Source organism: Ensifer sp. Root31 (genome assembly GCF_001424825.1).
Taxonomy (GTDB): Bacteria; Pseudomonadota; Alphaproteobacteria; order Rhizobiales; family Rhizobiaceae; genus Ensifer; species Ensifer canadensis.
In genome coordinates this window covers 279,185-300,797 of sequence record NZ_LMCO01000012.1, presented here as the reverse complement: position 1 = coordinate 300,797, position 21,613 = coordinate 279,185, and the positions used below count along the sequence as shown (strand labels likewise).

Annotated in this window: 19 protein-coding genes; 7 read left to right on the top strand and 12 right to left on the bottom strand. The window is 60.5% G+C overall.

The window, feature by feature from the left end:
• Positions 1-212: 212 nt before the first annotated feature.
• The 6 genes from ASD00_RS13310 (at position 213) to ASD00_RS13285 (ending at position 7,083) form a co-directional block, all read left to right on the top strand.
• Entirely contained in the window at positions 213-1,097 is an 885-nt protein-coding gene (locus ASD00_RS13310; RefSeq protein WP_057207075.1) for a DMT family transporter, read from the top strand.
• A gap of 27 nt (positions 1,098-1,124) precedes the next feature.
• A complete protein-coding gene (locus ASD00_RS13305; RefSeq protein ID WP_057207073.1) occupies positions 1,125-2,624 on the top strand; it encodes an ABC transporter substrate-binding protein in 1,500 nt (499 codons plus the stop codon).
• Between the two features lie 91 nt (positions 2,625-2,715).
• Positions 2,716-3,627 carry an ABC transporter permease gene (locus tag ASD00_RS13300; protein WP_057207071.1) on the top strand — a complete coding sequence of 304 codons (912 nt, stop codon included), beginning with the start codon at positions 2,716-2,718 and terminating at the stop codon, positions 3,625-3,627.
• A gap of 11 nt (positions 3,628-3,638) precedes the next feature.
• Positions 3,639-4,562, top strand: coding sequence for an ABC transporter permease (locus ASD00_RS13295; protein ID WP_057207070.1), 924 nt, complete (start codon positions 3,639-3,641; stop codon positions 4,560-4,562).
• Entirely contained in the window at positions 4,555-6,174 is a 1,620-nt protein-coding gene (locus ASD00_RS13290; RefSeq protein WP_057207068.1) for an ABC transporter ATP-binding protein, read from the top strand. The genes ASD00_RS13295 and ASD00_RS13290 overlap by 8 nt, the downstream gene beginning before the upstream one ends.
• Positions 6,175-6,201: 27 nt before the next feature.
• Positions 6,202-7,083 (top strand): dihydrodipicolinate synthase family protein, encoded by an 882-nt coding sequence (locus ASD00_RS13285; protein WP_057207066.1) that lies wholly within the window; start codon positions 6,202-6,204, stop codon positions 7,081-7,083.
• Positions 7,084-7,159: 76 nt separating this feature from the next.
• On the opposite strand, the gene ASD00_RS13280 is transcribed toward ASD00_RS13285, so the two are convergent.
• The 6 genes from ASD00_RS13280 to ASD00_RS13255 form a co-directional block, all read right to left on the bottom strand.
• Complete coding sequence (locus ASD00_RS13280; RefSeq protein WP_057207065.1) at positions 7,160-8,230, bottom strand: ABC transporter ATP-binding protein; 1,071 nt, start codon at positions 8,228-8,230, stop codon at positions 7,160-7,162.
• On the bottom strand, positions 8,227-9,054 hold the full coding sequence (locus ASD00_RS13275) for a carbohydrate ABC transporter permease (protein WP_025430388.1): 828 nt from the start codon (positions 9,052-9,054) through the stop codon (positions 8,227-8,229). Before ASD00_RS13275 ends, ASD00_RS13280 begins: the two co-directional genes overlap by 4 nt.
• On the bottom strand, positions 9,051-9,953 hold the full coding sequence (locus tag ASD00_RS13270) for a sugar ABC transporter permease (protein ID WP_057207062.1): 903 nt from the start codon (positions 9,951-9,953) through the stop codon (positions 9,051-9,053). Before ASD00_RS13270 ends, ASD00_RS13275 begins: the two co-directional genes overlap by 4 nt.
• 295 nt (positions 9,954-10,248) lie before the next feature.
• Positions 10,249-11,481 carry a sugar ABC transporter substrate-binding protein gene (locus tag ASD00_RS13265; RefSeq protein ID WP_057207060.1) on the bottom strand — a complete coding sequence of 411 codons (1,233 nt, stop codon included), beginning with the start codon at positions 11,479-11,481 and terminating at the stop codon, positions 10,249-10,251.
• 59 nt (positions 11,482-11,540) lie between these two features.
• A complete protein-coding gene (locus ASD00_RS13260) occupies positions 11,541-12,443 on the bottom strand; it encodes a sugar phosphate isomerase/epimerase (RefSeq protein ID WP_057207058.1) in 903 nt (300 codons plus the stop codon).
• Between the two features lie 9 nt (positions 12,444-12,452).
• Positions 12,453-13,487 (bottom strand): Gfo/Idh/MocA family oxidoreductase, encoded by a 1,035-nt coding sequence (locus ASD00_RS13255; RefSeq protein WP_082523539.1) that lies wholly within the window; start codon positions 13,485-13,487, stop codon positions 12,453-12,455.
• Between the two features lie 136 nt (positions 13,488-13,623).
• Here ASD00_RS13255 and ASD00_RS13250 point away from each other — a divergent pair, with 136 nt between their 5' ends.
• Positions 13,624-14,640: a LacI family DNA-binding transcriptional regulator gene (locus ASD00_RS13250; protein WP_057207054.1), complete on the top strand. Its 1,017-nt coding sequence runs from the start codon at positions 13,624-13,626 to the stop codon at positions 14,638-14,640.
• 10 nt (positions 14,641-14,650) lie between these two features.
• Here the strand turns inward: ASD00_RS13250 and ASD00_RS13245 are convergent, their stop codons facing one another.
• The 6 genes from ASD00_RS13245 to ASD00_RS13220 form a co-directional block, all read right to left on the bottom strand.
• Entirely contained in the window at positions 14,651-15,751 is a 1,101-nt protein-coding gene (locus ASD00_RS13245) for a glycoside hydrolase family 88 protein (RefSeq protein WP_057207052.1), read from the bottom strand.
• Positions 15,748-17,313, bottom strand: coding sequence for a glycoside hydrolase family 28 protein (locus tag ASD00_RS13240; protein WP_057207050.1), 1,566 nt, complete (start codon positions 17,311-17,313; stop codon positions 15,748-15,750). The genes ASD00_RS13245 and ASD00_RS13240 overlap by 4 nt, the downstream gene beginning before the upstream one ends.
• A gap of 73 nt (positions 17,314-17,386) precedes the next feature.
• Positions 17,387-18,652, bottom strand: a complete 1,266-nt coding sequence (locus tag ASD00_RS13235) for an ABC transporter substrate-binding protein (RefSeq protein WP_057207048.1) — start codon at positions 18,650-18,652, stop codon at positions 17,387-17,389.
• A gap of 40 nt (positions 18,653-18,692) precedes the next feature.
• On the bottom strand, positions 18,693-19,787 hold the full coding sequence (ugpC, locus tag ASD00_RS13230; RefSeq protein WP_025430397.1) for a sn-glycerol-3-phosphate ABC transporter ATP-binding protein UgpC: 1,095 nt from the start codon (positions 19,785-19,787) through the stop codon (positions 18,693-18,695).
• A gap of 2 nt (positions 19,788-19,789) precedes the next feature.
• Entirely contained in the window at positions 19,790-20,674 is an 885-nt protein-coding gene (locus ASD00_RS13225; protein WP_057207047.1) for a carbohydrate ABC transporter permease, read from the bottom strand.
• 6 nt (positions 20,675-20,680) lie between these two features.
• Positions 20,681-21,562 carry a sugar ABC transporter permease gene (locus tag ASD00_RS13220; RefSeq protein WP_025430399.1) on the bottom strand — a complete coding sequence of 294 codons (882 nt, stop codon included), beginning with the start codon at positions 21,560-21,562 and terminating at the stop codon, positions 20,681-20,683.
• Between the last annotated feature and the right edge of the window lie 51 nt (positions 21,563-21,613).

The window sequence follows — 21,613 nt, the reverse complement described above, 5'->3', positions numbered from 1 at the left end:
AGCATCCAAATTTCGAAGTTGTCAAGTTCTTTAATGTCATTTGGTTTCGCTTATCGACCATATAATCATACACAACTATCTGAAATTACTTATTATTTGCAGACGATAGCTGCGTTCAATAATTTTACATAAGAAAACAATTTGACAAACTTTGCCGAAAGATAGATTGTCATGACAACACGGCGCAAGGATGCCGGGGACGGAGGACCTTCATGTACAGCGCCAGCAGTCGCCACCAGGCCACGACGGCCGTCGTCTTTGCAGCAGGAGCAGCAACGCTCGCCGCGACAGATGCCGTGATCGTGCGTGCGCTGAGCGGCGCCGTGCACCCGTTCGTCATCGGATTTTTCCGGGCGTTCTTCGGCGCACTCATCCTTCTTCCCTGGATTGCGCTTCGCCCATCCGTTCTTCGCACCACGCATCCGGTGCGCCAGCACGCCCTGCGCGCCGGCTTCAAACTATTGGCGATGATCGCGCTGTTCGCCGCCTTCAGTTGGGGACCGCTCGCCGACGTCACCGCCATCGCCTTCACCTCTCCGATTTTTGTCGTGCTGGGTGCAGCGTTGACGTTGGGCGAACGACCGGGCCCGGCGATGATTGCAGCGGTCGCCCTTGGTTTTGCCGGCGCCATGCTGGTGATCGGCCCGTCCGCGATGGGCTTCACGCTGGCGATCTTGCTGGCGCTTGCGGGCGCCGTGCTTCAATCAGCGATCCAGCTGATTTTGAAATCCATGTCGAAAGGCGACGCCACGTCCACGCTCGTCGTGTGGAACCTTCTCTTGACCGTGCCTATCGCCCTGCTGCTCGCCATCCCGTTTTTCGCCATTCCTGGCCCAAGGGAAATGGGGTTGCTTGCGCTTCAGGGCGTGGTCGGCACCGCATGCATGGGGCTGATGACCCATGCCTTTTCGCTAGCGCCGGCGACTGTCGTGGCACCGGTTGACTTTCTACGCCTGCCGCTTGTGGCCTTCGTCGGATTTGCCCTGTTCGGCGAAACCGTCGCGCTGACCACCATCGGCGGCGGTGCACTCATATGCTGCGCCGCATTGATCGCCGCGCGTTCCGGAAAATTCAGGTCTGGCAAGACGCCGGACTGAACGAGACTTTCTAGGGAGGAAAATGCAATGAAGAAAACGCTTATCCTGGGGGCGCTCCTGTTGGGCTCCGCCATGTCGCCTGCTTTTGCCGCATCGGGACCGATCAAGATCGTGCTGGCCGAGGAGGCCGATCTGCTCGAGCCCTGCATGGCAACCCGCTCGAATATCGGCCGCGTCATCATGCAGAATGTCAGCGAGACCCTGACCGAGCTCGACGTTCGCGGCGACAAGGGCGTCGTGCCACGCCTTGCCGAAAAGTGGGAGCAGAATGAAGACGGAAGCTGGCGTTTCCATCTTCGCCAGGGGGTGAAATTCTCTGATGGCACGACCTTTGACGCCAAGGACGTCAAGCACAGCTTCGACCGCATCATGAGCGACAAGAATGCCTGTGAGTCTCGTCGATACTTCGGCGGGATGACGGTTACTGCCAATGTCGTCGACGATCACACGATCGATTTCAGCGCGGATCCGGTTCAGCCGATCCTGCCGCTGCTGATGTCGCTCGTCACGATCGTTCCGGAAGAAACGCCACTCGAGTTCATCCGCGAGCCGATCGGCACCGGCCCCTACAAACTGACCAACTGGACGCCGGGCCAGCAGATCGTCCTGACAGGGCGCGATGACTATTGGGGCCAGAAGCCGCAGGTCACGGAAGCAACCTACCTGTTCCGCGCAGATCCGTCAGTCCGAGCCGCAATGGTTCAGGCCGGCGAAGCCGATCTCTCGCCCTCGATCTCGCAGCTCGACGCAACCAACCCGAAGACCGACTTCTCCTATCTCGACAGCGAGACCGTCTATCTGCGCATCGATCACAACATCGAGCCTCTGAACGACGTGCGCGTCCGTCGTGCGCTCAACATGGCCATCGATCGCCAGGCGTTCCTGGGTACTCTGGTGCCCGACAGCGCGCTGCTTGCCACCGCGATCGTGCCGCCCCCGACGCTCGGCTGGAACCCTGACGTGAAGGTTTTCCCCTTCGACCCGGAGGCCGCGAAAAAACTTCTGGAGGAGGCCAAGGCCGCAGGCGTGAAGGTCGATACGCCGATCACCATCATCGCGCGCTCGGCAAACTTCCCGAACGTGACGGAGATCATGGAAGCCATCCAGGCACAGTTGCAGGAAGTCGGCTTCAAGATCGATCTCAAGTTCGTCGAAGTGGCCGAACATGAAGGCTACTATTCCAAGCCGTTCAAGGAAGGTCGCGGGCCGCAGCTCGTTGCTGCCATGCACGACAACTCCAAGGGTGACCCGTCCTTCTCGATGTTCTTCAAATACGCAACCGATGGCACGCAGTCGGGCTTTTCAGACCCGAAGGTCGACGATCTGATCAAGCGCGCCTCGGCGGCTGTCGGCGAAGAACGCGCCAAGCTCTGGTCTGAAACCATTGCCTATGTGCATGATGAAGTGGTGGCTGACGTGCTGCTCTTCCACATGGTTGGCTTCTCGCGCGTTTCCGAACGCCTGGACTTCAAGCCCACCATGGCGACCAACTCGATGCTTCAGCTCTCGGAGATCGGCATCAAGTGATCCGTTCTGGCGATGATGAAATCCGCCAGTGACAGACGCAATCAAGGCGGCGGGAGGATCCCGCCGCCCTATGCAATCGAGAGGCACAAAGATGAGCTTCATTCGCAAACGGGCCCTGGCCAGCCTGATTTCCCTTATCGGGCTGATCGTGATGGTCTTTTTCCTCTCGCGCCTGACGGGAGATCCCGCCGCCCTGTTCCTTCCCGTCGAAGCCTCGGCGGAAATGAAGGACCAGTTTCGCGAGATCCACGGCCTTAACGATCCGATCATGGTTCAGTTTGCCCGCTATGTCGGTGACGTCGTAACCGGCGATTTCGGCGAGTCGCTGCGCAAGGCACGGCCGGCACTCGATGTGGTTCTGGAAGCTTTCGTGTGGACGCTCTGGCTTGCCACTATCACCATGTCGCTGGTGACGGGCGCTGCCATCGTCGTCGGCTCACTGGCCGCGTTCCGCGCCGGCGGTTTTTTCGATCGCCTCTCCTCGGTGATATCGCTGATCGGCGCGGCCGTCCCGGACTTCTGGCTCGCCATTGTCGCGATCGTCGTCTTCTCGGTGAACCTTGCCTGGCTTCCGACATCCGGCACCGGCTCGCTCCTGCACTGGATTTTGCCCATCAGCGTGCTGTTCGTCCGCCCGTTCGGGATCATCGTCCAGGTCGTTCGCGGTTCGATGATCAGCGCGCTTTCGTCTGCCTACGTGAAGACGGCACGCGCCAAGGGCGTGAAGTCCGGACCGATCATCTTCATCCACGCGCTGCGAAACGCCATGCTTCCCGTCATCACCGTCATCGGCGACCAGGCCGCGAGCCTCCTGAACGGTGCGGTCATCGTCGAAACCATCTTTGGTTTTCCCGGCGTCGGCAAGCTGATGATCGACAGCATCCTGCAGCGTGACTTCAACGTCATTTTGGCCGCCATTCTCGTGACCGCGCTGGCGATTTTCGTCATGAACCTGTTGATCGACCTTGCCTATACGCTTCTCGATCCACGCATCCGTCATTGAAGAGTTCAGCCATGACCTTACAGACGACAGATACGGCGATAACCCAGGAACCGACCTTTGCCGTTCGCATGGCGCGCATGCTGTGGGCGGACAAGTTCGCCCTGTGCGCTGCAATCTTTCTGATCACAGTCCTCATTCTGGCGATCGTCGGGCCGAGCTGGCTTGGCGACCTTGCGACGAAGCAAAACCTGCGCGGCCGAAATGCAGCGCCGTTCGAATGGGAACGCGGCTGGGTCTGGTGGATGGGGGCGGATGCGCTCGGGCGCCCACTGTTTGCCCGCATCATCGTGGCAACGCAAAACACGCTGATGGTTGCCGCCGGCGCCGTCGCGATCTCCGCGATCGTCGGCACCACGCTTGGCCTGATCGCAGGTTTTTCCTCCGAGCGCGTCAACCAGGTCATCATGCGGCTGGCCGACGTCATCATGTCGTTCCCGTCGCTGCTGATCGCGGTTATCGTGCTCTATGTCCTCGGCTCGTCGATCCTGAACCTGATGTTGGTTCTCGCGATCACCCGCATTCCGGTCTATCTGCGCACCACCCGCGCGGAGGTGCTGGAGATCCGCGTGCGCATGTTCGTGCAAGCTGCGCGCGTCATGGGCGCCTCCAGCAAGCGCATCCTGTTCCGGCACATCCTGCCCGTGGTCCTGCCAACGCTGACGACGCTGGCGACCCTCGACTTTGCCTATGTGATGCTGGCGGAAAGCGCGCTTTCCTTCCTCGGCATCGGCATTCAGCCGCCTGAAATCACCTGGGGCCTGATGATTTCTCAAGGCAGGCAATATCTCACCAATGCCTGGTGGCTGTCCTTCTGGCCGGGCCTTGCAATCATCCTGACGACCATGTCGCTCAACTTGCTTTCGAACTGGATGCGCATCGCCCTTGATCCCGTCCAGCGCTGGCGCCTGGAAATGAAAGGTCGCAAGAATGGCTGACCATCTGCTGGAAGTCCGCAACCTCTCGGTCGAATTTCACACCGTGATGGGCGTCGTCAAAGCGGTCCGCAACATCTCGTATCACCTCGATCGCGGCGAGACGCTGGCGATCCTGGGCGAAAGCGGATCAGGCAAGTCCGTATCGTCGTCGGCGATCATGAACCTGGTCGACATGCCGCCCGGCCGTATCAGCTCGGGCGAGATCCTGCTTGACGGCGTCGACCTCTTGACGATGCCGACACACAAGCGCCGCGAAGTGAACGGTCGCCGCATCGCAATGATCTTTCAGGATCCGCTCAGCCACCTGAACCCGGTTTATTCGGTCGGCTGGCAGATCCGCGAGGCACTGACGACCCACGGCACGGGAAGCACCGAGGCACAGGCGGAAGCTCTGCGGCTGTTGACCCGCGTCGGCATTCCCGACCCGGAGAAATCGCTCGACAAATATCCGCACGAGTTCTCCGGCGGTCAGCGCCAGCGCGTCATGATCGCCATGGCGCTTGCACTCCGCCCCGATCTGCTGATCGCCGACGAGCCGACGACGGCGCTCGACGTGACTGTTCAGGCCGAGGTGCTGGCGCTTCTGGAGGAGTTGCAGCAGGAAACCGGCATGGCGGTGCTGATCATCACGCATGACCTTGGCGTCGTCGCCGAGGTTGCCGACCGCGTCGTGGTGATGGAAAAGGGCGAACTGGTCGAGGCGGGAACGGTTCGCGATGTCTACAAGAACCCGCAACATCCCTACACCCGTAAGCTGATCGCCGCCGCCCCCGGAAAGGGCAAGATGCATTCGCCGGGAACGCGTGGCGAGCCGGTCCTGTCGGTCCGCGATGTCCGCAAGCACTATGGCAGCTTCGAAGCTCTGAAAGGCATCTCCTTCGACCTCATGCCCGGCGAGACCATGGCCGTCGTCGGCGAAAGCGGCTCGGGAAAATCCACGCTCGCCCGCATCCTGCTCAGGCTGGACGAGCCCGACAGCGGCAGCGCGCTGTGGAAGGGCCGTGACCTTTTCCTGCTGTCGCCGGGGGAACTCTACAAATTGCGGCGCGACCTGCAGATGGTGTTTCAGGACCCCACCCAGTCGCTCAATCCGCGCATGACCGTCTACCAGCTGATCTCCGAGGCATGGGTGATCCATCCGGACATCCTGCCGAAGGCGAAATGGCGAGAGCGCGTCGCCGAGCTTCTGGTTCAGGTCGGCCTTGGGCCGGAACATATGGGGCGATATCCACATCAGTTTTCCGGCGGTCAGCGCCAGCGCATCGCCATTGCCCGAGCGCTGGCGCTCGAGCCGCAATTGATCATCTGCGACGAGGCCGTCTCGGCGCTCGATGTCTCGGTTCAGGCCCAGGTCATTGCCCTCCTTGACAAGCTTCGCAAGGACATTGGCATTGCCTTCATCTTCATCGCCCACGATCTTCCGGTCGTTCGCGACTTCGCCGACCACGTCATGGTGATGCAGAAGGGCAATGTCGTCGAACTCGGCACCGTGCGTGAGGTCTTCGAGACCCCACGCCAAGACTATACGCGCGCGCTTCTGGCTGCCGGACTTGATCCGGATCCCGACGTCCAGGCGGCCAATCGCGCCGCCCGCCTCGAATGCGCCTCCTAGAGAGCGCTCCCATCACTGGAGATAACAATGTCCAAGCAAGCCTTTGTCGCGCTCGTTACCTGCTTCAACGACGATGAGACGATCAACTACGACGCGACGCGCGCTCAGGTCCGCCGACAGGTGGACGCCGGCAACAACATCATGTGCGCCGGTACGAACGGTGATTTCAGCGCCCTGACCTACGACGAGAAAGTGCGCCTGACCGAGGAGGTCGTCGATGAGGTCGCCGGCCGCGTCAAGGTCATCGTCAATGCCGGCATGCCCGCAACCTTCGAAACGCTGAAACTCGCACGCGAATTCGATCGCATCGGCGTCGATGGTATTGCCGTGATAACCCCGTTCTTCATCGCCTGCACCCAGGATGGTCTGATCCGTCACTTCTCGACCGTTGCGGACGCGGTCGAAACCCCCATCTATCTCTACGATATTCCGGCCCGCACCCAGAACCATATCGAGCCGGAGACCGCGCGCAGGCTTTCCGGGCACGGCAACATCGCCGGCATCAAGGATTCCGGCGGAGCAAAAGAGACGCTCGAAGCCTATCTCGAAGTGGCCAGGGACGTTGAGGGTTTCGAAGTCTACTCAGGCCCTGATCATCTGGTGCTGTGGGCGCTGCAAAACGGTGCGGCCGGCTGCATATCGGGCCTCGGCAATGCCATGCCGCACGTGCTGGCGGGAATTTTGAACGCCTTCAATTCAGGCGACATTGCCGAAGCCGAAAGACAGCAGGCGATTTATTCGGCCTTCCGCACGGATCTCTACGCGCTTGGCTTTGCGCCTGCGATGGTGAAGCGATCGCTCTTTCTACAGGACAGCTCCGTTGGTGCCAGCCGCGAGCCGGCCCTGCTGCCCAACAAGACCCAGGACGACCAGATCGAGGAGATCCTGCACCGGTATGGGCTCCTTTGAAGCGGGTGCCGAAACAGCACCACACGCATAAGCGTTTCCCCCGAGCGGCCGGAGCCATGCCCTCGCCGCATAGGCGCTAGGGCAACCGCCGTTCGGTTTGCGCGTCGAAGAGGTGAATGTTGGCGGGCGCGAAGGTCAGGCCGACCTTGTCGCCCGCAGTCACACTCGATCGACCATTGAAGACCACCGAAAGCTCCGGCGTCGTTGCCATCGTCAGGAAACACGTCGCCCCTGTCGATTCGAGCAGCGCGACCGGGACAGAGAGAGCGCCTTTATCGGGCTCGGCAACCTCGATGTGCTCTGGACGCAATCCAACGGTGAGGGCCTGCCCCGGTTGCACAGGCCGATCGAGGACGATCGCCTGTTTGACACCGACGTCGAGGATGACCGAGCGTCCATCCTGGCCCCCCACGGCGGGTATGAAATTCATTGCCGGGGATCCGATGAACCCGGCGACGAATTTGTTGACCGGCCGATCGTAGAGTTCAAGCGGGCTCCCCTGTTGTTCGATGACGCCATCGCGCATGATGACGACGTGGTCAGCCATCGTCATGGCCTCGATCTGGTCATGGGTGACGTAGACGGATGTGGCGCCCAACCGATCGTGCAGCGCACGGATTTCCTTGCGCATGTGAACGCGCAGTGCTGCATCGAGGTTCGAAAGCGGCTCGTCGAACAAAAACGCCTTGGGATGGCGGATGATTGCCCGGCTCATCGCCACGCGCTGGCGCTGGCCGCCCGAAAGCTCTCGCGGATAGCGCCCGAGCAGATGGGTGAGCCCGGTGACGGCTGCGACTTCGTTTGCGGCCTTCTTGCGTTCGGCCTTCGCAACCCCCCTGATGCGCAGGCTGTAGGTCAGGTTCTCCTCGACCGTCATATGCGGATAGAGCGCGTAGGACTGAAACACCATCGCCACATCGCGCTTGCGCGGCGGCACGGCGTTCATCACCTCGCCGGCGATCCTCAAGGTGCCGGACGATATGCTCTCGAGCCCTGCGAGGGACCGCAGCAGCGTCGACTTTCCGCAGCCAGATGGACCGACCAGCGCTGTAAAGCTGCCCTTGCGGATCGAAAGCTCGATGTCCTTCAGCGCGTGGTAGGCACCATAGTATTTGTTGACGTTGGTCAGTTCGATCTGGGCGGTCATTTGAGCGCTCCCGAGGTAAGGCCAGAGACGATGCGGCGTTGCAGAAGGACGAAGATGGCGAGGATCGGGGTCACGTAGATCGCCGCATAGGCCATGATGTTGTTCCATTCGTTGGTGTTCGGCCCCATGAACGAATTCAGCCCGACGCTTGCCGGCTGCAGTTCGACAGCCTGGATCATGGATTTCGAATAGACGAACTCACCGAAGGCCTGCATGAAGATCAGGATGGCGCTGACGAGAATACCATTGCGCGCGAGCGGCAGGACGATGTTGAAGAAGGCACCGACGCGCGAATTGCCGTCGACAAGCGCGGCCTCCTCCAGTTCCTGCGGCACGCTCATGAAGGTCGCGCGCACCAGCACCACGAAAAACGGCATGCTCTTGGCGGCAATCGCCAGGATGACCGCAAGCCTGGGATAGTTGAGCAACCCGACCTGAGAAAAGCCGACGAAAATCGGCGTCACCATCAGCGATGCCGGAAGCACCTGCAGCATGAGGACAAGGAAAAGGCCGATATCGACCCATATGTTGCGATAGCGCGCCAGGACATAGGCACAGCCGACACCGAGCACGGTGATGACCGCGACGGCGCCGCAGGCGATAACCAGCGAATTCCAGATATAGCGGCCCATGTTCCGACTTAGCCAGACGTCGCCGAAAATGTGCCATTGAGGATCCGTCGGCCAAAAGGTCGGCGGGGTGGCGAACATCTCTGAACCGGATTTGATCGTGGTGATGTACATCCAGTAGAGCGGGAACAGATAGATGCCGGCCAGAACGATTGCGATTGCCAGCATCAACCGGTCGCGGGATACGGTATTCATCCGCGCACCTCATGCCGTGTCGAGCGCACGTAGACGACCGAGGCGATCATTACGAAGACGATCATGATCACCGAAATGGTCGCGCCCTTGGCGAAGTCGTACTGCCGGAAAGAGAGGTCCCAGGCCCAATATTGCGTGACGTTCGAGGCATTGTTCGGCCCTCCCGAGGTGATTGCCGCGAAAAGATCGAACTGCTGCAGGGTGAAAATCAGCCCCAGCGCGATGATCGCGCCGATGGACGAACGCATCATCGGCAGCGTAATCGTCCAGAAGCGTTGCCAGACATTGGCGCCATCGAGTTCGGACGCCTCGTAGAGATCGCGCGGAATTGCCGAAAGGCCAACGGACATCAGGATCATGTTGAACGAGGTGCCGAGCCAGATATTGGCGATGATCACGGCCCAGAGGGAAAAATCGGGGTCCGAGCGCCAGAAGATATTGCCACTGATGAGACCGGTTTCACGCAGGATGAAGTTGAGCACGCCGAAGTCGCCGGAGAGGATCCAGTTCCAGATCGCGCCAACGACAAGTCCCGGCATCACCCACGAGACCAGAAAGAGGCCGCGCAGCCACGAGGCGCCCGGAAAGTTCGTCCAGAAGAACAATGCCAGGCCAAATCCGACGAGGAACTGGCCGGCAATCGAGGCGATGACGAAGGTCGCCGTGTTGGCAAGGATCGGCCAAGTTTCCGGCTGGGCGAACAAATCCCGGTAGTTCTTGAGGCCGACGAAAGGGCGCCAGAAACTGCCAAGGCTGAACATGTCGACTTCCTGGAAGCTCATGATGATATTGTAGAGCAGCGGCAGCCCGGACAGAGTGAGCAGGAACGCAAGCGGCAGGCTGACGAGGCCGATATCGAAACCGCGACCGTCGATCATGCTGGACAAAAATCGTTTCATGGGCTCCTCCGCCGCCGAGATGGCAGCCGACATCGGCGGCACGCGTCTCGACCTGCAAAACTAGAACGACCGAACTGATGCCGACAGCCGGCACAAATTTCCTGGCTTTCCGCTCCAGCGCCTAAGTGCGATGGAGCATTGCTTGATCGGGGTGGCGAACGCACTTCAAGGCACGCCCAGAAGCACGTTCGCCCCATTCAAGAGGTTAGAGCGTTTCCGGCTTTGACGCGCCACAGAACCGCTCCAGCTCTTTGTTTTCACGCATTCCCCGACGGAAAACCGCTTCGGATATGCTTTAACCAAGCACCGCCTTTATTTTTTCGGCCGCCTGATCGAGCGCTTCCTTCGGCGCCATCTGCCCGGTCAGGGCCGCCTGGATCGCATCCTGGATCGCCTTGGAAATCTTCGGCCATTCCGGGTGCGGACCGCGCGGCTTTGCGAATTTGAGCTGCTCGTTGAACACCTTGAGGGCGGCGTCCTTGAGCGGCACGCCGGTTTCAGGAATGGCGATGTCGGAGCGGGCCGGCAGCTGCCCGAAGTCCTTGAACATGCGGTTGTCCTGGGAGACGAAATATTCGAGCACCTTGAAGGCTTCGGCCGGATGTTGCGTGTTGGAGAAAATCGCCCAGTTGAAGTCGCCCATCGCCGAAGAGCGCTCCGCACCGACTTCAGGGACCGGTAGCAGCGCCACGCCCCAATCGAACTTCGCTTCGCTCACCATGCGGTCGAGCTCCCATGGCCCGGAGATCGCCATGGCGGCGTTGCCTGAATTGAAGGTGCCGGTCGAATCCCATTGGCCGCGCGTCAACGTATCCGGCGAGGCCAGTTTCTCGGTGATGATCGTCTTCCAGACCTCGAGCGCCTTGACCGCGCCGTCCGAGTTGATGTGCTCGTAGCTGCCGCCAGCCATCTGCGCCCAGGGCAGGAACTGGAATGTCCCTTCCTCGTTTGCCTTGGCCGAGAAGGCGAGACCATAGACGTTGGCTGCAGGATCCGTCAGCTTGCGCGCCGCATCGACCAATTCGTCCCAGGTCTGGGGCGGCTTGTCCGGATCAAGGCCTTTCGCCTTGAACATGTCCTTGTTGTAGTAGAGCGCAATCGTGTTGGTTGCCTTCGGCAGGCCGTAGTTCTTGCCGTCCCACATGGTGGAAGCGAGCGGCCCGGGGAAATAGTTCGACGTCTTCACCACCGTCGACTTGGCGATCATGTCGGTGAGATCAAGGAAGGCGCCGCGCGACGAAAACAGCGCATGCTCGGGATTATCGATGGCTATGATGTCCGGCGCCTGGCCGGTCGAATAGGCTCGCATCGCCTCGCTGACGACATCATCGAACTGGATCTGGCGATATTCGACCTTGATGCCGGCGTTCAACTTGTTGAAGTCCGATATCAGGTTCGGTGCCGGCTGGATGTCGCGATCGAGCGACCAGACGTTGATCGTGACGTCTTCGGCTTTGGCCGAGAGCCCGAACAAAGAGACACCTGCAAGGGCGAGAACGCCCAGGATTGCGGATCCGCGGATAGCCATTTTCTCCTCCTTTGGTTATCCCGCAGCCGGCATCCTCCATGCCGGCCGATATGCACACCTCAGACCGGATCGGCGACGAAGTCGCCGCCCCGGCAAGCCTTGAGATAGTTCAGGCCATGGACCTGGCCGGTCATCTCCAATGCGTCGCGGTAGACCGGATCGTGCCAGCCCTCGATGTCGATCGAGCCGGACCAGCCGGCCAGCCGAAGCTCGGAAAACACGTCGGTCCAATTGGTGTCGCCGAAGCCCGGCGTGCGCATGAAGACGAATTTCTCCTTGCCGAAGATGCCGTGTTCGCGGATGACGTCCCAGCGGATGGTCGCGTCCTTGCCGTGCACGTGGAAGATCTTTGTCGCCCATTTGCGGATCTGCGGCAGTGGGTCGATCAGATAGACCATCTGATGGCAGGGCTCCCACTCGAGCCCGATGTGGTCGTCCGGCGTCTCGTTGAAGATCAGTTCCCAGGCATCCGGATTATGGGCGATGTTCCAGTCACCGGTCTGCCAGTTGCCGTCCATGGCGCAATTCTCGAAGGCAATCTTCACACCCTTGTCGGCCGCGCGTTTTGACAGCTCGGACCAGATTTCCCTGTAGCGCGGCAGACTGTCGGTCAACGGCTTGCCGCGGATGCGGCCAGTGAAACCGGCAACGCAAGTAGCACCGAAATGATGGGCATTGTCGATGCAGTCTCGCCAGCCTTGCAATGTCTGTTCGTCGATCGCGGTGGTCTCAAGCGGGTTTCCGAACATGCCGAGCGTCGAGATGGTGATGTCGCGGCCGCCGATCGCCTCCACGCAACGTTTGCCGAGTTCGGCAAGGTCCTGGCCATTGGTCGTCTGCCAGAAGAAGGGTTCGAAGCTTTCGAAGCCCATTTGAGCGATCTGGTCGATGCGTTTGTCGGCACCGCCCTTGGTGGCCGAGATCATTGTGCCGATGCGGATGGATTTTGCAGGGTTCGTCAAGATGGGCTCCTAGGCTGCAATGGTGACGCGTTTGCCATCCCGGGCGCTGTCGATCGCGCCGAAGACCATGGCAAGGCTCTTGATGTTGTCGCTACCGTCCGTTTCCGGCACGGTTCCCGTGTCGATTGCGCAGATGAAGCGCTCGATGACGCTTGCATGGCCGTGCGTGTCGGCACGGTCTTCAGCCTCGGGAACCGTGATCGGCTCGACCGCCCGCAGGAAACCTTCGCGACCGCTGACGACATTGGCTTCGAAGCGCTCGCCGCCATCCCAGAGCAGAGTGCCCTTTGAGCCGGTTATCCGCCACGCACTTTCCCAGCTGGTATTGGCGCCTTGCGCACACCAGGATCCGCGATAGGTGAAGGCGACATTGTCGGAGAATTCGAAGATCGCATTGGCTGCCGCGCCGTGGCGGTACCAGGAGCCTTGCGGATTGTATTCGTGGCAATAGACGGCAAGGGGATCCTTGCCTGACATGAAGCGCGCAGCGTCGAAGGTGTGGATGGCCATGTCGAGCAGCAGGACGTTGTCCATCTGCTCGCGGAAGCCGCCGAAGTGTGGACCGAGGAAGAAATCGCAATGCAACGCCGTCAGTTCACCGAGGCTGCCGGATTGGATGAGGCGGCGGATCCGGCGAACACCGTCGATGAAGCGGCGGTTCTGGACGATCGCGTGAATACGTGAAGCGTCAGCTGCGAGCCGGCGCAGTTCGCGCGCCTCTTCGAGCGTGGCGGCCATCGGTTTTTCGCTGAGCACGTGGCAACCATGGGCCAGACCGGCTGCCACGACCGCGCGCCGCGCGGCTGGAACGACAACGTCAAACAGCAGATCGGCCCTGCTCTGGCGAAGGACTGCCGGCAGGTCTGTACCGATGATGATGTCGTGAAGCTTGAACTCGGCAGCGAGCGCTTGCGCCGTCGTTTGATCGAGATCGACGAGGCCCACAACCTCCACCTTCCCTCTCAGAAAGTCGCTCTCCGTCAGAGCCTTCAGCCAGCCTTTGGCCATAGCTCCGCACCCGCACAAAACGGCCCTGTGTCTCACGTGATTTCCTCCAGGAACGAAAGCCGAAACTCCTCAGTTGGCTTCCGTAAACGTTTACGATACTATGCGGCAAAGGGTTTTTGTGTCAAGAGGTGTGAAAATGGCCAGTCGCGGGTCTGGGGAGGAACGCGGAAAAATGAAGGGGATTCGCCAACTTGCCGAACACCTCGATATCTCGATCGGCACGGTCTCCCGCGCGCTGAACGGCAAACCCGACGTCAACGAAGAGACGCGAAAAAGAGTCCTCGAAGCAGCGGAATCCCTCGGGTATGTCGCCAACCAATCGGGCCGTGCGCTGAGGAAGGGGACGACCGGCGTCATCGGCTTCATGATGCAGACGGGGTCCGAAATCACCGGCCAGGGCGACACCTTCTTCATGAGCGTCTTCGACGGCGTTCAGACCGTCTTTGCTCGTCACAAGCTCGATCTGGTCGCCTTGCTCTGCTCCTCGCAAGAGGACCCGAACGACTATCTGAAGCGCGTCGTCGCCCGCGGCTTTGCCGACGGCATCATCCTGTCGGCCACCCGGCGCCACGATGCCCGCTTCGAACTGCTGGCAAAGCGCAAGATCCCCTTCATCACGCTCGGACGAAGCCTGACCGATGTCGGCCAGCCCTGGCTGGATCTCGATTTCGAAGGCATGGCCGAGGCATCTATCGACCGGATGGTTGCGCGCGGACACAAGCATATCGCCGTTACCCGTCCGCACGACGACATGAACCTTGGCTATGTGTTCGAGGACCAGTGCCGCGCCACCCTCGCCCGGCACGGCCTTAATCTCGACGCGCGTCACGTCTTCCGCTCGACGCCCAACGAGGCCGGGGGGTACCAGATCGCCCGGGAACTGAGCGCGCTTGAGACACGTCCGACGGCAATCGTCCTCATCAACGAGGCCATTACCGTCGGGCTTTATCGCGGACTGGTCGAAGCCGGAATAAAACCCGGGCGCGACCTGGCGATCATCGGGCGTCAAAGCCCGCATTCGCAGTTTCTGTCGCCACGACTGACATCGTTCAGCCTGTCGCTACGCGACCTTGGCATTGCACTTGCCGAATCCCTGCTCGCGACGATGCCGGCCTTTGCCGAGATCTACCGCGAGCGATCCGCGCGATGCCTGTGGCCCATGGATCTCGTTCCTGGTGAAAGCGACTGATCAAGCGGCTTCACGAAGCGGCCATCAGGCTTTCCGCATATGCCATCATCAAGGGCCCCACACCTTTGGCGTCATCCGAAACGATGGGTTCGGTGAGATAGTAGCTCGGTGAACCGTCGCGATAGCTGCCCTCGAAACCTCCAAGACCGGCGACATGGACAATGGTCGTGAAGCGGGTGGTCCCTTCGGCATCGGCAACGAGCCGGGTATTCAACAGCGCGTCAAGGGCGCGCTGCCCGGCCGCAGCCGCTCCCGCAGCAGTGTCCGCTTCGACTAGACCAAGACGAGCGGCGCGCAAGAGCGAATAGGCAAACATGACCGAGGCAGAGCTTTCGAGGTAGTTGCCCTTCAGATCCGGCGCGTCGAGCACTTGATACCAGAGGCCGGACGAGGCTGCCTGACGGGCCATGATCTCCTTTAGCAGCAAGCGGGCGCGCTGGCGCAACGACGCGGTCGCCTGGTCAACAGGAAGTGTCGCCAGAGCATCGACCACTGCCATTGCCAGCCAGCCCACGGCCCGGGCCCAGACAGCGGGAGACTTGCCTGTCACAGGGTCAGCCCAGCGCTGCTGGTGGCTGTCATCATAGCCATGAACATAGAGGCCGCGTGTAGTCGCCGTGAGTGCCAAAGCCGTTGAAAACTGCTGCAGCGCATCGGCGATCAGGTCCTTGCGGCCGGTCATCGTCGCATATTCGATCTGGAAGGGCAGTCCCATATACAGCCCGTCCAACCAGACCTGGTGCGGATAGCGCTTCTTGTGCCAGTAATTGCCGGCGGGAATGCGGGGGTGCGTCTCCAGCTGCCCGGCCAGCCGATCGGCTGCCAACCGGTAGCGCACATCATCGGCACCTTCAGCCAACGGGAACAAGGCGCGCCCGGCCAGGATATTATCGATATTGTATTCCTGGGGGTCGTAGCCCGAAAGTGCGCCATCGGCCGCGATCTGCTGATCGGCGAGACGATGAAGATGCGCCTTCCAGCGCGTTTCGCCTGTCGCATCAAAAAGAAGACTGAGGCCGCGATAGACGCATCCATCCTCGTAGCACCAGCTACCGCCCTTATAGTGGTTATAACGCTTGGCGAATTCGTCGAAATATTCTGTCGGGTTCACGAGAGCATCTCATCGAAAGGAAGGGACACGGGGGCAGCGCTCAACAAGGAGGGATCGTCGCAATCGACCTCTGCCCGCTCGCTGACAATCGTCTCATGGCGCATGGCTCGCACGCGATCGGCCATGATGGGTGGCGTTGCGACTGCCGCGGGATTGCTCGAGGTGATTTTAAGGCGGCGGATACGAACGTTGCGGATCGGGGCTTCAGGCAGTCCGAGAAATGCGCCCGCCGCATGGGCGAGCCCGCGGATCTCGACGTCTTCAATGATGACGCCGTCGATGAGCGGCGTTCCAGAATTGACGACCGCCGGCTCACGGCACTGCACCCAGTCATCGTGGCCATCCGCGTCGCAATGATAGTGAGCGTTGGCCGAGAGCGCCGTTTCGACGCCGTCGAGCAGTACGCGGCGCATTGCGATATTGGTGATCGACCCGCCGCGACCGCGACGGGTCTTCAGCCGCAGGCCGCGATCGGTGCCGATCATCTCGCAATCCTCGACGGAGACGTCATCGACGCCGCCGGACATCTCCGAGCCAATTACCAAGCCGCCGTGGCCACGCTCCATCAGGCAGTGACTGACACGGACGCCGCGCGTTTCGGCAAGGTGATCAGCCTCGCCGTTCGGGCCGCGTTTTCCTGCCTTGACGGCAATGCAATCGTCGCCGACTGAAAAGCGCACGCCCGCAATCACGACCTCACGACAGCTCTCAGGGTTGAACCCATCGGTGTTCGGGCTGTCAGCTGGGGCAACGATGGTTAGTCCGGCAGCGGTCAGCCGAGCGCAGCCTTGCGGATGGATCGTCCAGGACGGTGCATTGCGGATCGTAAAACCGAGCAGTGTCACATCACGGCAGTTGATAAGATGCAGGCCACGCGGGCGACGCGCACCATCACGCGTCTCTTTCGGCCAACTCCACCAATCGCCCCTGTCGCCAGATCCGTCGAAGACGCCCCTGCCCTCGATCACCAGGTTATCCGCCTGCACCGCGTTTACCGGGGCATTAAAGCAGGCCGCCGGCAGACCTTCCCAACTTCCAAGCATGCTGCCGTTGTGATCGTGGGAAGGGAGAACAGGCCAGCCCGCGCGCAACGACGGCGCTTGGAGCGTCGCCCCTTCAGCGAGATGCAAGGTCATTTGACTTTTGAGCCTAAGTGGAAAGGACGTCCACAGGCCCGGACCGAGATGGAGCGTGCCTCCGGTTGGAACGGCTGCGACCGCTTCGCAAAGGGCCGCAGCATTGCTGCGCGCGCCGTCGATATCGTCAGGCGCAATATCGGCGACGAGTCCGAAATCGGTTGCTTCGACGACACCTGCGCAGGGCGCAGTCTGAAACGACAGCGGCTGAAATCCTTCCGCCTCGAAAAGATAACGGGTAGCCGGGCGAAGCCCGTGCAGAAGGGTGACGACCGTTAGGGCTTCTCCGTGTTGCAGGACGCCGGTCTCATCCGGGGATGAAAGCCGCCAGACCGTCCTCGATTTCAAACGGTAGAGGGCTCCGGGCTGCGGCAGGCATAGCGCCGCCGTTCGCGCCGAGCGCGCGATGATGGAAGGTCGGGTCATGTCGTGCCTCGTGTTGCGTGCCGCCAAGAGACGGAGGACCCGCCGCGGCATCCGCGGCGGGCAGTATCAATGGTCAGTCGAACTCGGCCAGGACGTCGTTCACCGTGTCGATGATCTGTTTGGCGCCATCTTCTGCGCTGATCTGGCCATAGGCGTACTCCTCAAGCGTATCGATGAAAGCGGCACGAATTTCTGGGTGTTCATTGAAGGGCGAAACCATCGGCCCCGTGGCGGCCATGACGATCGCATTGGCGGCGCGAACCTCGGGTTCGCCCTTGTCACCCAACCTGGCGGCGGCCGCTTTCGACGCGGGAAGACCGCGCGAGGTGCCTAGAGCATCGATGCCTTCCGGCTCGTTCAGGAGGCAGTTGACGATCTGCGCCGCCGCATCCTGGTTCTTCGAGTTCTTGGAGATCGAAAACACCATGGAAGGCTTGCGATAGACGCCTTCGGTAACCGCATCCGAAAGCTTCAGCATTGGTACAGGCTTGAGAACCTGACCATCCTTCAACGGGTCGGCATACTTGGAGTAAGTTGAATCCCATTCGTAGGAGCCGGCGACCTTGCCTTCGGCCCAGGAGGGCTTTTCAAACAGATTGACGTTGCCGTCGGCGGCCTCCTCCTTCTGCGAGCGGATCGCGCCGGTTTCCACCAGCTTGCCGAGGAAGGAGATGCCTTCGGCGAGTTCCTCTGGCGTCCATGCTACGCGGTTGCTCGTCTGATCGACGAGATCCTCGCCAGTCTTCTGCACGACGGCAAGGGTCACCAGCAATTGGGCAGTCTCCTTCACCGCGTTGAAGGTGTAGTGGTCCTTGCCGAGCTTGTCCTTGATGGTCGCGGTTGCGGCGAAGAACTCGTCCCAGGTCTTCGGAATTTCGACGCCTGCCTTTTCGAAGGTCGTCGCGTTGAAGAAGAAGACACGACCCGTCGTCGAGACGGATAGCCCCTGCAGGACCCCATTCATCGAACCGGCCGCGAGATCGCCTTCCGTCCAGTTGGACAGGTCGATTGCCTTCAGCGTGCGAAGGTCGGCGAACCCCTCGCCATTCTTGGAAAACAGCGGCAGCCACGGCCAGTTGACCTGAACGATATCAGCTTCGGTCCTGCCGGCCATTTGCGTCGTCAGTTTTTCGAGGTAGCCGTCGAAGCCGGTGAACTCGCCCTTGACCGTGTGGCCGTATTTCTGGCCGCAGGCAGCTGTCGCCTTTTGAGTGGCTACGTGACGACTATCACCGCCCCACCACGCCATGCGCAGTTCGGCGGCGCCAGCGGTGGCACCGAACGTGAGCGCGCCATAGGCGACGCCGGTCAATGCAAGCAAGGTTTTCGCAGTCTTCATGGTTCTCCTCCTTCTTGGTGTATGGCCCAACGCCGCCTCCTCAAAGCGACACGTTGCGACCGTCAGTCTTGTCGAAAATGTGCAATCGTTCCGGATCGGGACGAAGGCGGATGATCTCCGACCCTCCCAGTGCCTCGAACTCGGCTGCGCCGACGACGCTCACCACCTTGCGACCCTCGAGATCAGCGTGGAGATAGACCTCGTGCCCCATGAACTCAGCATTAGTGAGCTTCGCGGTGAGCGCCGGCCCGTCCGCCGCCAGCGATAGATGCTGTGGTCGGGTGCCGATCACGGCTTCTGTCGGGCGGGCCGAAAGCCGGCCTTCAAGGTGTGGTCCGAGCGGCAAGGTCTGGCTGCCGATCGAAAAGGACGATCCGTCGAGCCGGGCGTCGACAAGGTTCATTTCCGGACTGCCGATGAAGCCGGCCACGAACAGGTTCGCCGGGCGATCGTAGAGTTCCTTGGGCGTGGCCACCTGCATGATGTGACCCGCCTGCATTACGCATATGCGATCCCCCATCGTCATGGCCTCGGTCTGATCATGCGTCACGTAGATGACCGTCGACGACAAGCCCTCCGCTTTGAGCTGGCGATGCAGGTCGGTTATGCGGACGCGCATCGAGGCTCGCAACTTGGCGTCGAGATTGGATAGTGGCTCATCGAACAGGAAGACGCCCGGCTTCTTGATGAGCGCGCGACCGAGAGCCACGCGCTGGGCCTGACCGCCTGAAAGCTGCTTGGGAAGGCGGTCGAGAAGCGGCTCGATTTCGAGGATCTCGGCCACCTGCTTAATCGCGGCCTCGATCTCCGCCTTCGGCTTGCCGGCGATCTTGAGCCCGAAGGCCAGGTTTCCGCGAACCTTCATATGAGGGTAGAGAGCGTAGTTCTGGAAGACCATGGCAATTGAGCGCTTGCCCGGCGGCAGATCGTTGACGCGCCGGTCCCCAATGAGGACTTCCCCGCCGGAAATCTCCTCGAGCCCCGCCACCATGCGCAGCGTCGTCGATTTGGCGCAGCCCGACGGGCCGACGAAAACCATGAACTCGCCGTCGTTGATGTCGAGATTGATGCCATGGACCGCCTTGAAGGCGTTGCCATAGACCTTTTCGAGATTTTTCAGTTGAACCTTAGCCATGTTCAGCCCTTGATCCCCCCGGAGGAGATCCCTTCAATGAAGTAACGTTGCGCAGCAAAGAACACGATCAGAGCAGGGGCGATCGTGAGCACCGACATCGCGAGGATGCGGTTCCATTCGAAAGCTTCGGTCGTGTCGATCGAAAGCTTGAGGGCGAGGCTGACCGGATACTTGTCCACCGAGGACAGATAGATCAGCGGCCCGAGGAAATCGTTCATGGTCCACATGAACTGGAACAGGCACACCGAAATCAGTGCCGGGGCGAGCATCGGGACCACGATATAGATCAGCGTCTGGATGCTATTGGCACCATCCACCCGTGCCGCCTCCTCCATGTCTGTTGGCAATGAGCGCAGGAATTGCACCAACATGAAAACGAAGAAGGCGTCGCCAGCGAGCGCTGACGGCACCCAGAGCGGCAGAAAGCTGTCGAGCCAGCCAAGATCACGGAACAGGATATATTGAGGAATGCGGGTGACGACATTGGGCAACAGCAGGATTGCAATGACCGAGCCGAAAAGGATCTTCTTGAATGGGAAATCGAACCGGGCGAACGCATAGGCCGCCAGCGTGCAGGAGATGGCCGTCCCGATCACCTTTGGCAGGATGATCAGGAAGGAATTCCAGAAGAACCGGCCGAACGTATAGGGTGTCGATGTCTGCCAGCCCTTGATGTAACCTTCGGCAGTCGGGTTCTCCGGCAGGAAGCCTGCACCTGCGAAGATTTCGGAATTTGTCTTGAAGCTCGCGCCAACCAGCCAGATGAGCGGATAGAGCATGACGAAGCCGACTGCAAAGAGCAGGACGTAGCGGACTGCCGTCGAGACGAGACGGAGCCTTGCCCTGCGGGCGGCCTGGAGATCGTTGAAGATTGCAAGATCGGTCATTTGCGGTCAGCTCCTCTTGTCGCCAGCGTAAAAGACCCATTTCTTCGATGACCAGAAGGCAACGAGGGTCAGGGCGGTGACGATGGTGAAGAGCACCCATGCTATGGCCGAGGCATAGCCCATGTTGAACTTCTTGAAGGCCTCGTCGTAGATGTAGAGTGGCAGCAGATACGTCGCCTTCAGCGGACCACCCTGGGTGATGATGTAAGGTCCGTTGAACTCCTGGAAGGCTTGAACCATCTGCATGATGAGGTTGAAGAAAATGACGGGGGTCAGCAGTGGCAACGTGATGAAGAAGAAGGTGCGCACCTTGCCCGCGCCGTCGATGGCTGCTGCCTCGTAAAGCGACTTGTCTATCGACTGCAGGGCGGCGAGGAAAATCACCATGGCAGATCCGAACTGCCAGCATCGCAATAGCGTGATGGTGAACAGCGCGTTCGTCGGATCGCCAAACCAGTCAACCGGAGAAAAACCGACCGTCGTCAGCGCCATGTTGGCAAGTCCCTCCGTGGCGAAGATGTAGCGCCACAGAACGGCAATGGCGATCGAGCCGCCGAGGATGGAGGGAACGTAGAAGGCGGTTCGGAAGAGACCGATGAACATCAGCTTGTAATTTAGGATCGCGGCGATGAAGAGCGCGAAGGCAAGCTTCAACGGTACCGTCAGGAACACATAGAGCAGTGTGACGTTCAGCGACTTCGTGAAGGTGCGATCGCGTGTGAAGAGCCGTTCGTAATTGGCAATCCCTGTCCACCGAGGTTCGCTCATAAGGTCATAGCTGGTAAAGCTCAGGTACAGCGACCCGATGAAAGGGATCGCCGTGAAGACCAGAAGACCAATGATATAGGGGGCGAGATAGCCCAGCCCCATAAGGCGCTGCATCTTCATGACATCCCTCCCGGGCAGCCCTTGAGCGCAGCCTGCATAGATGCAATTTTG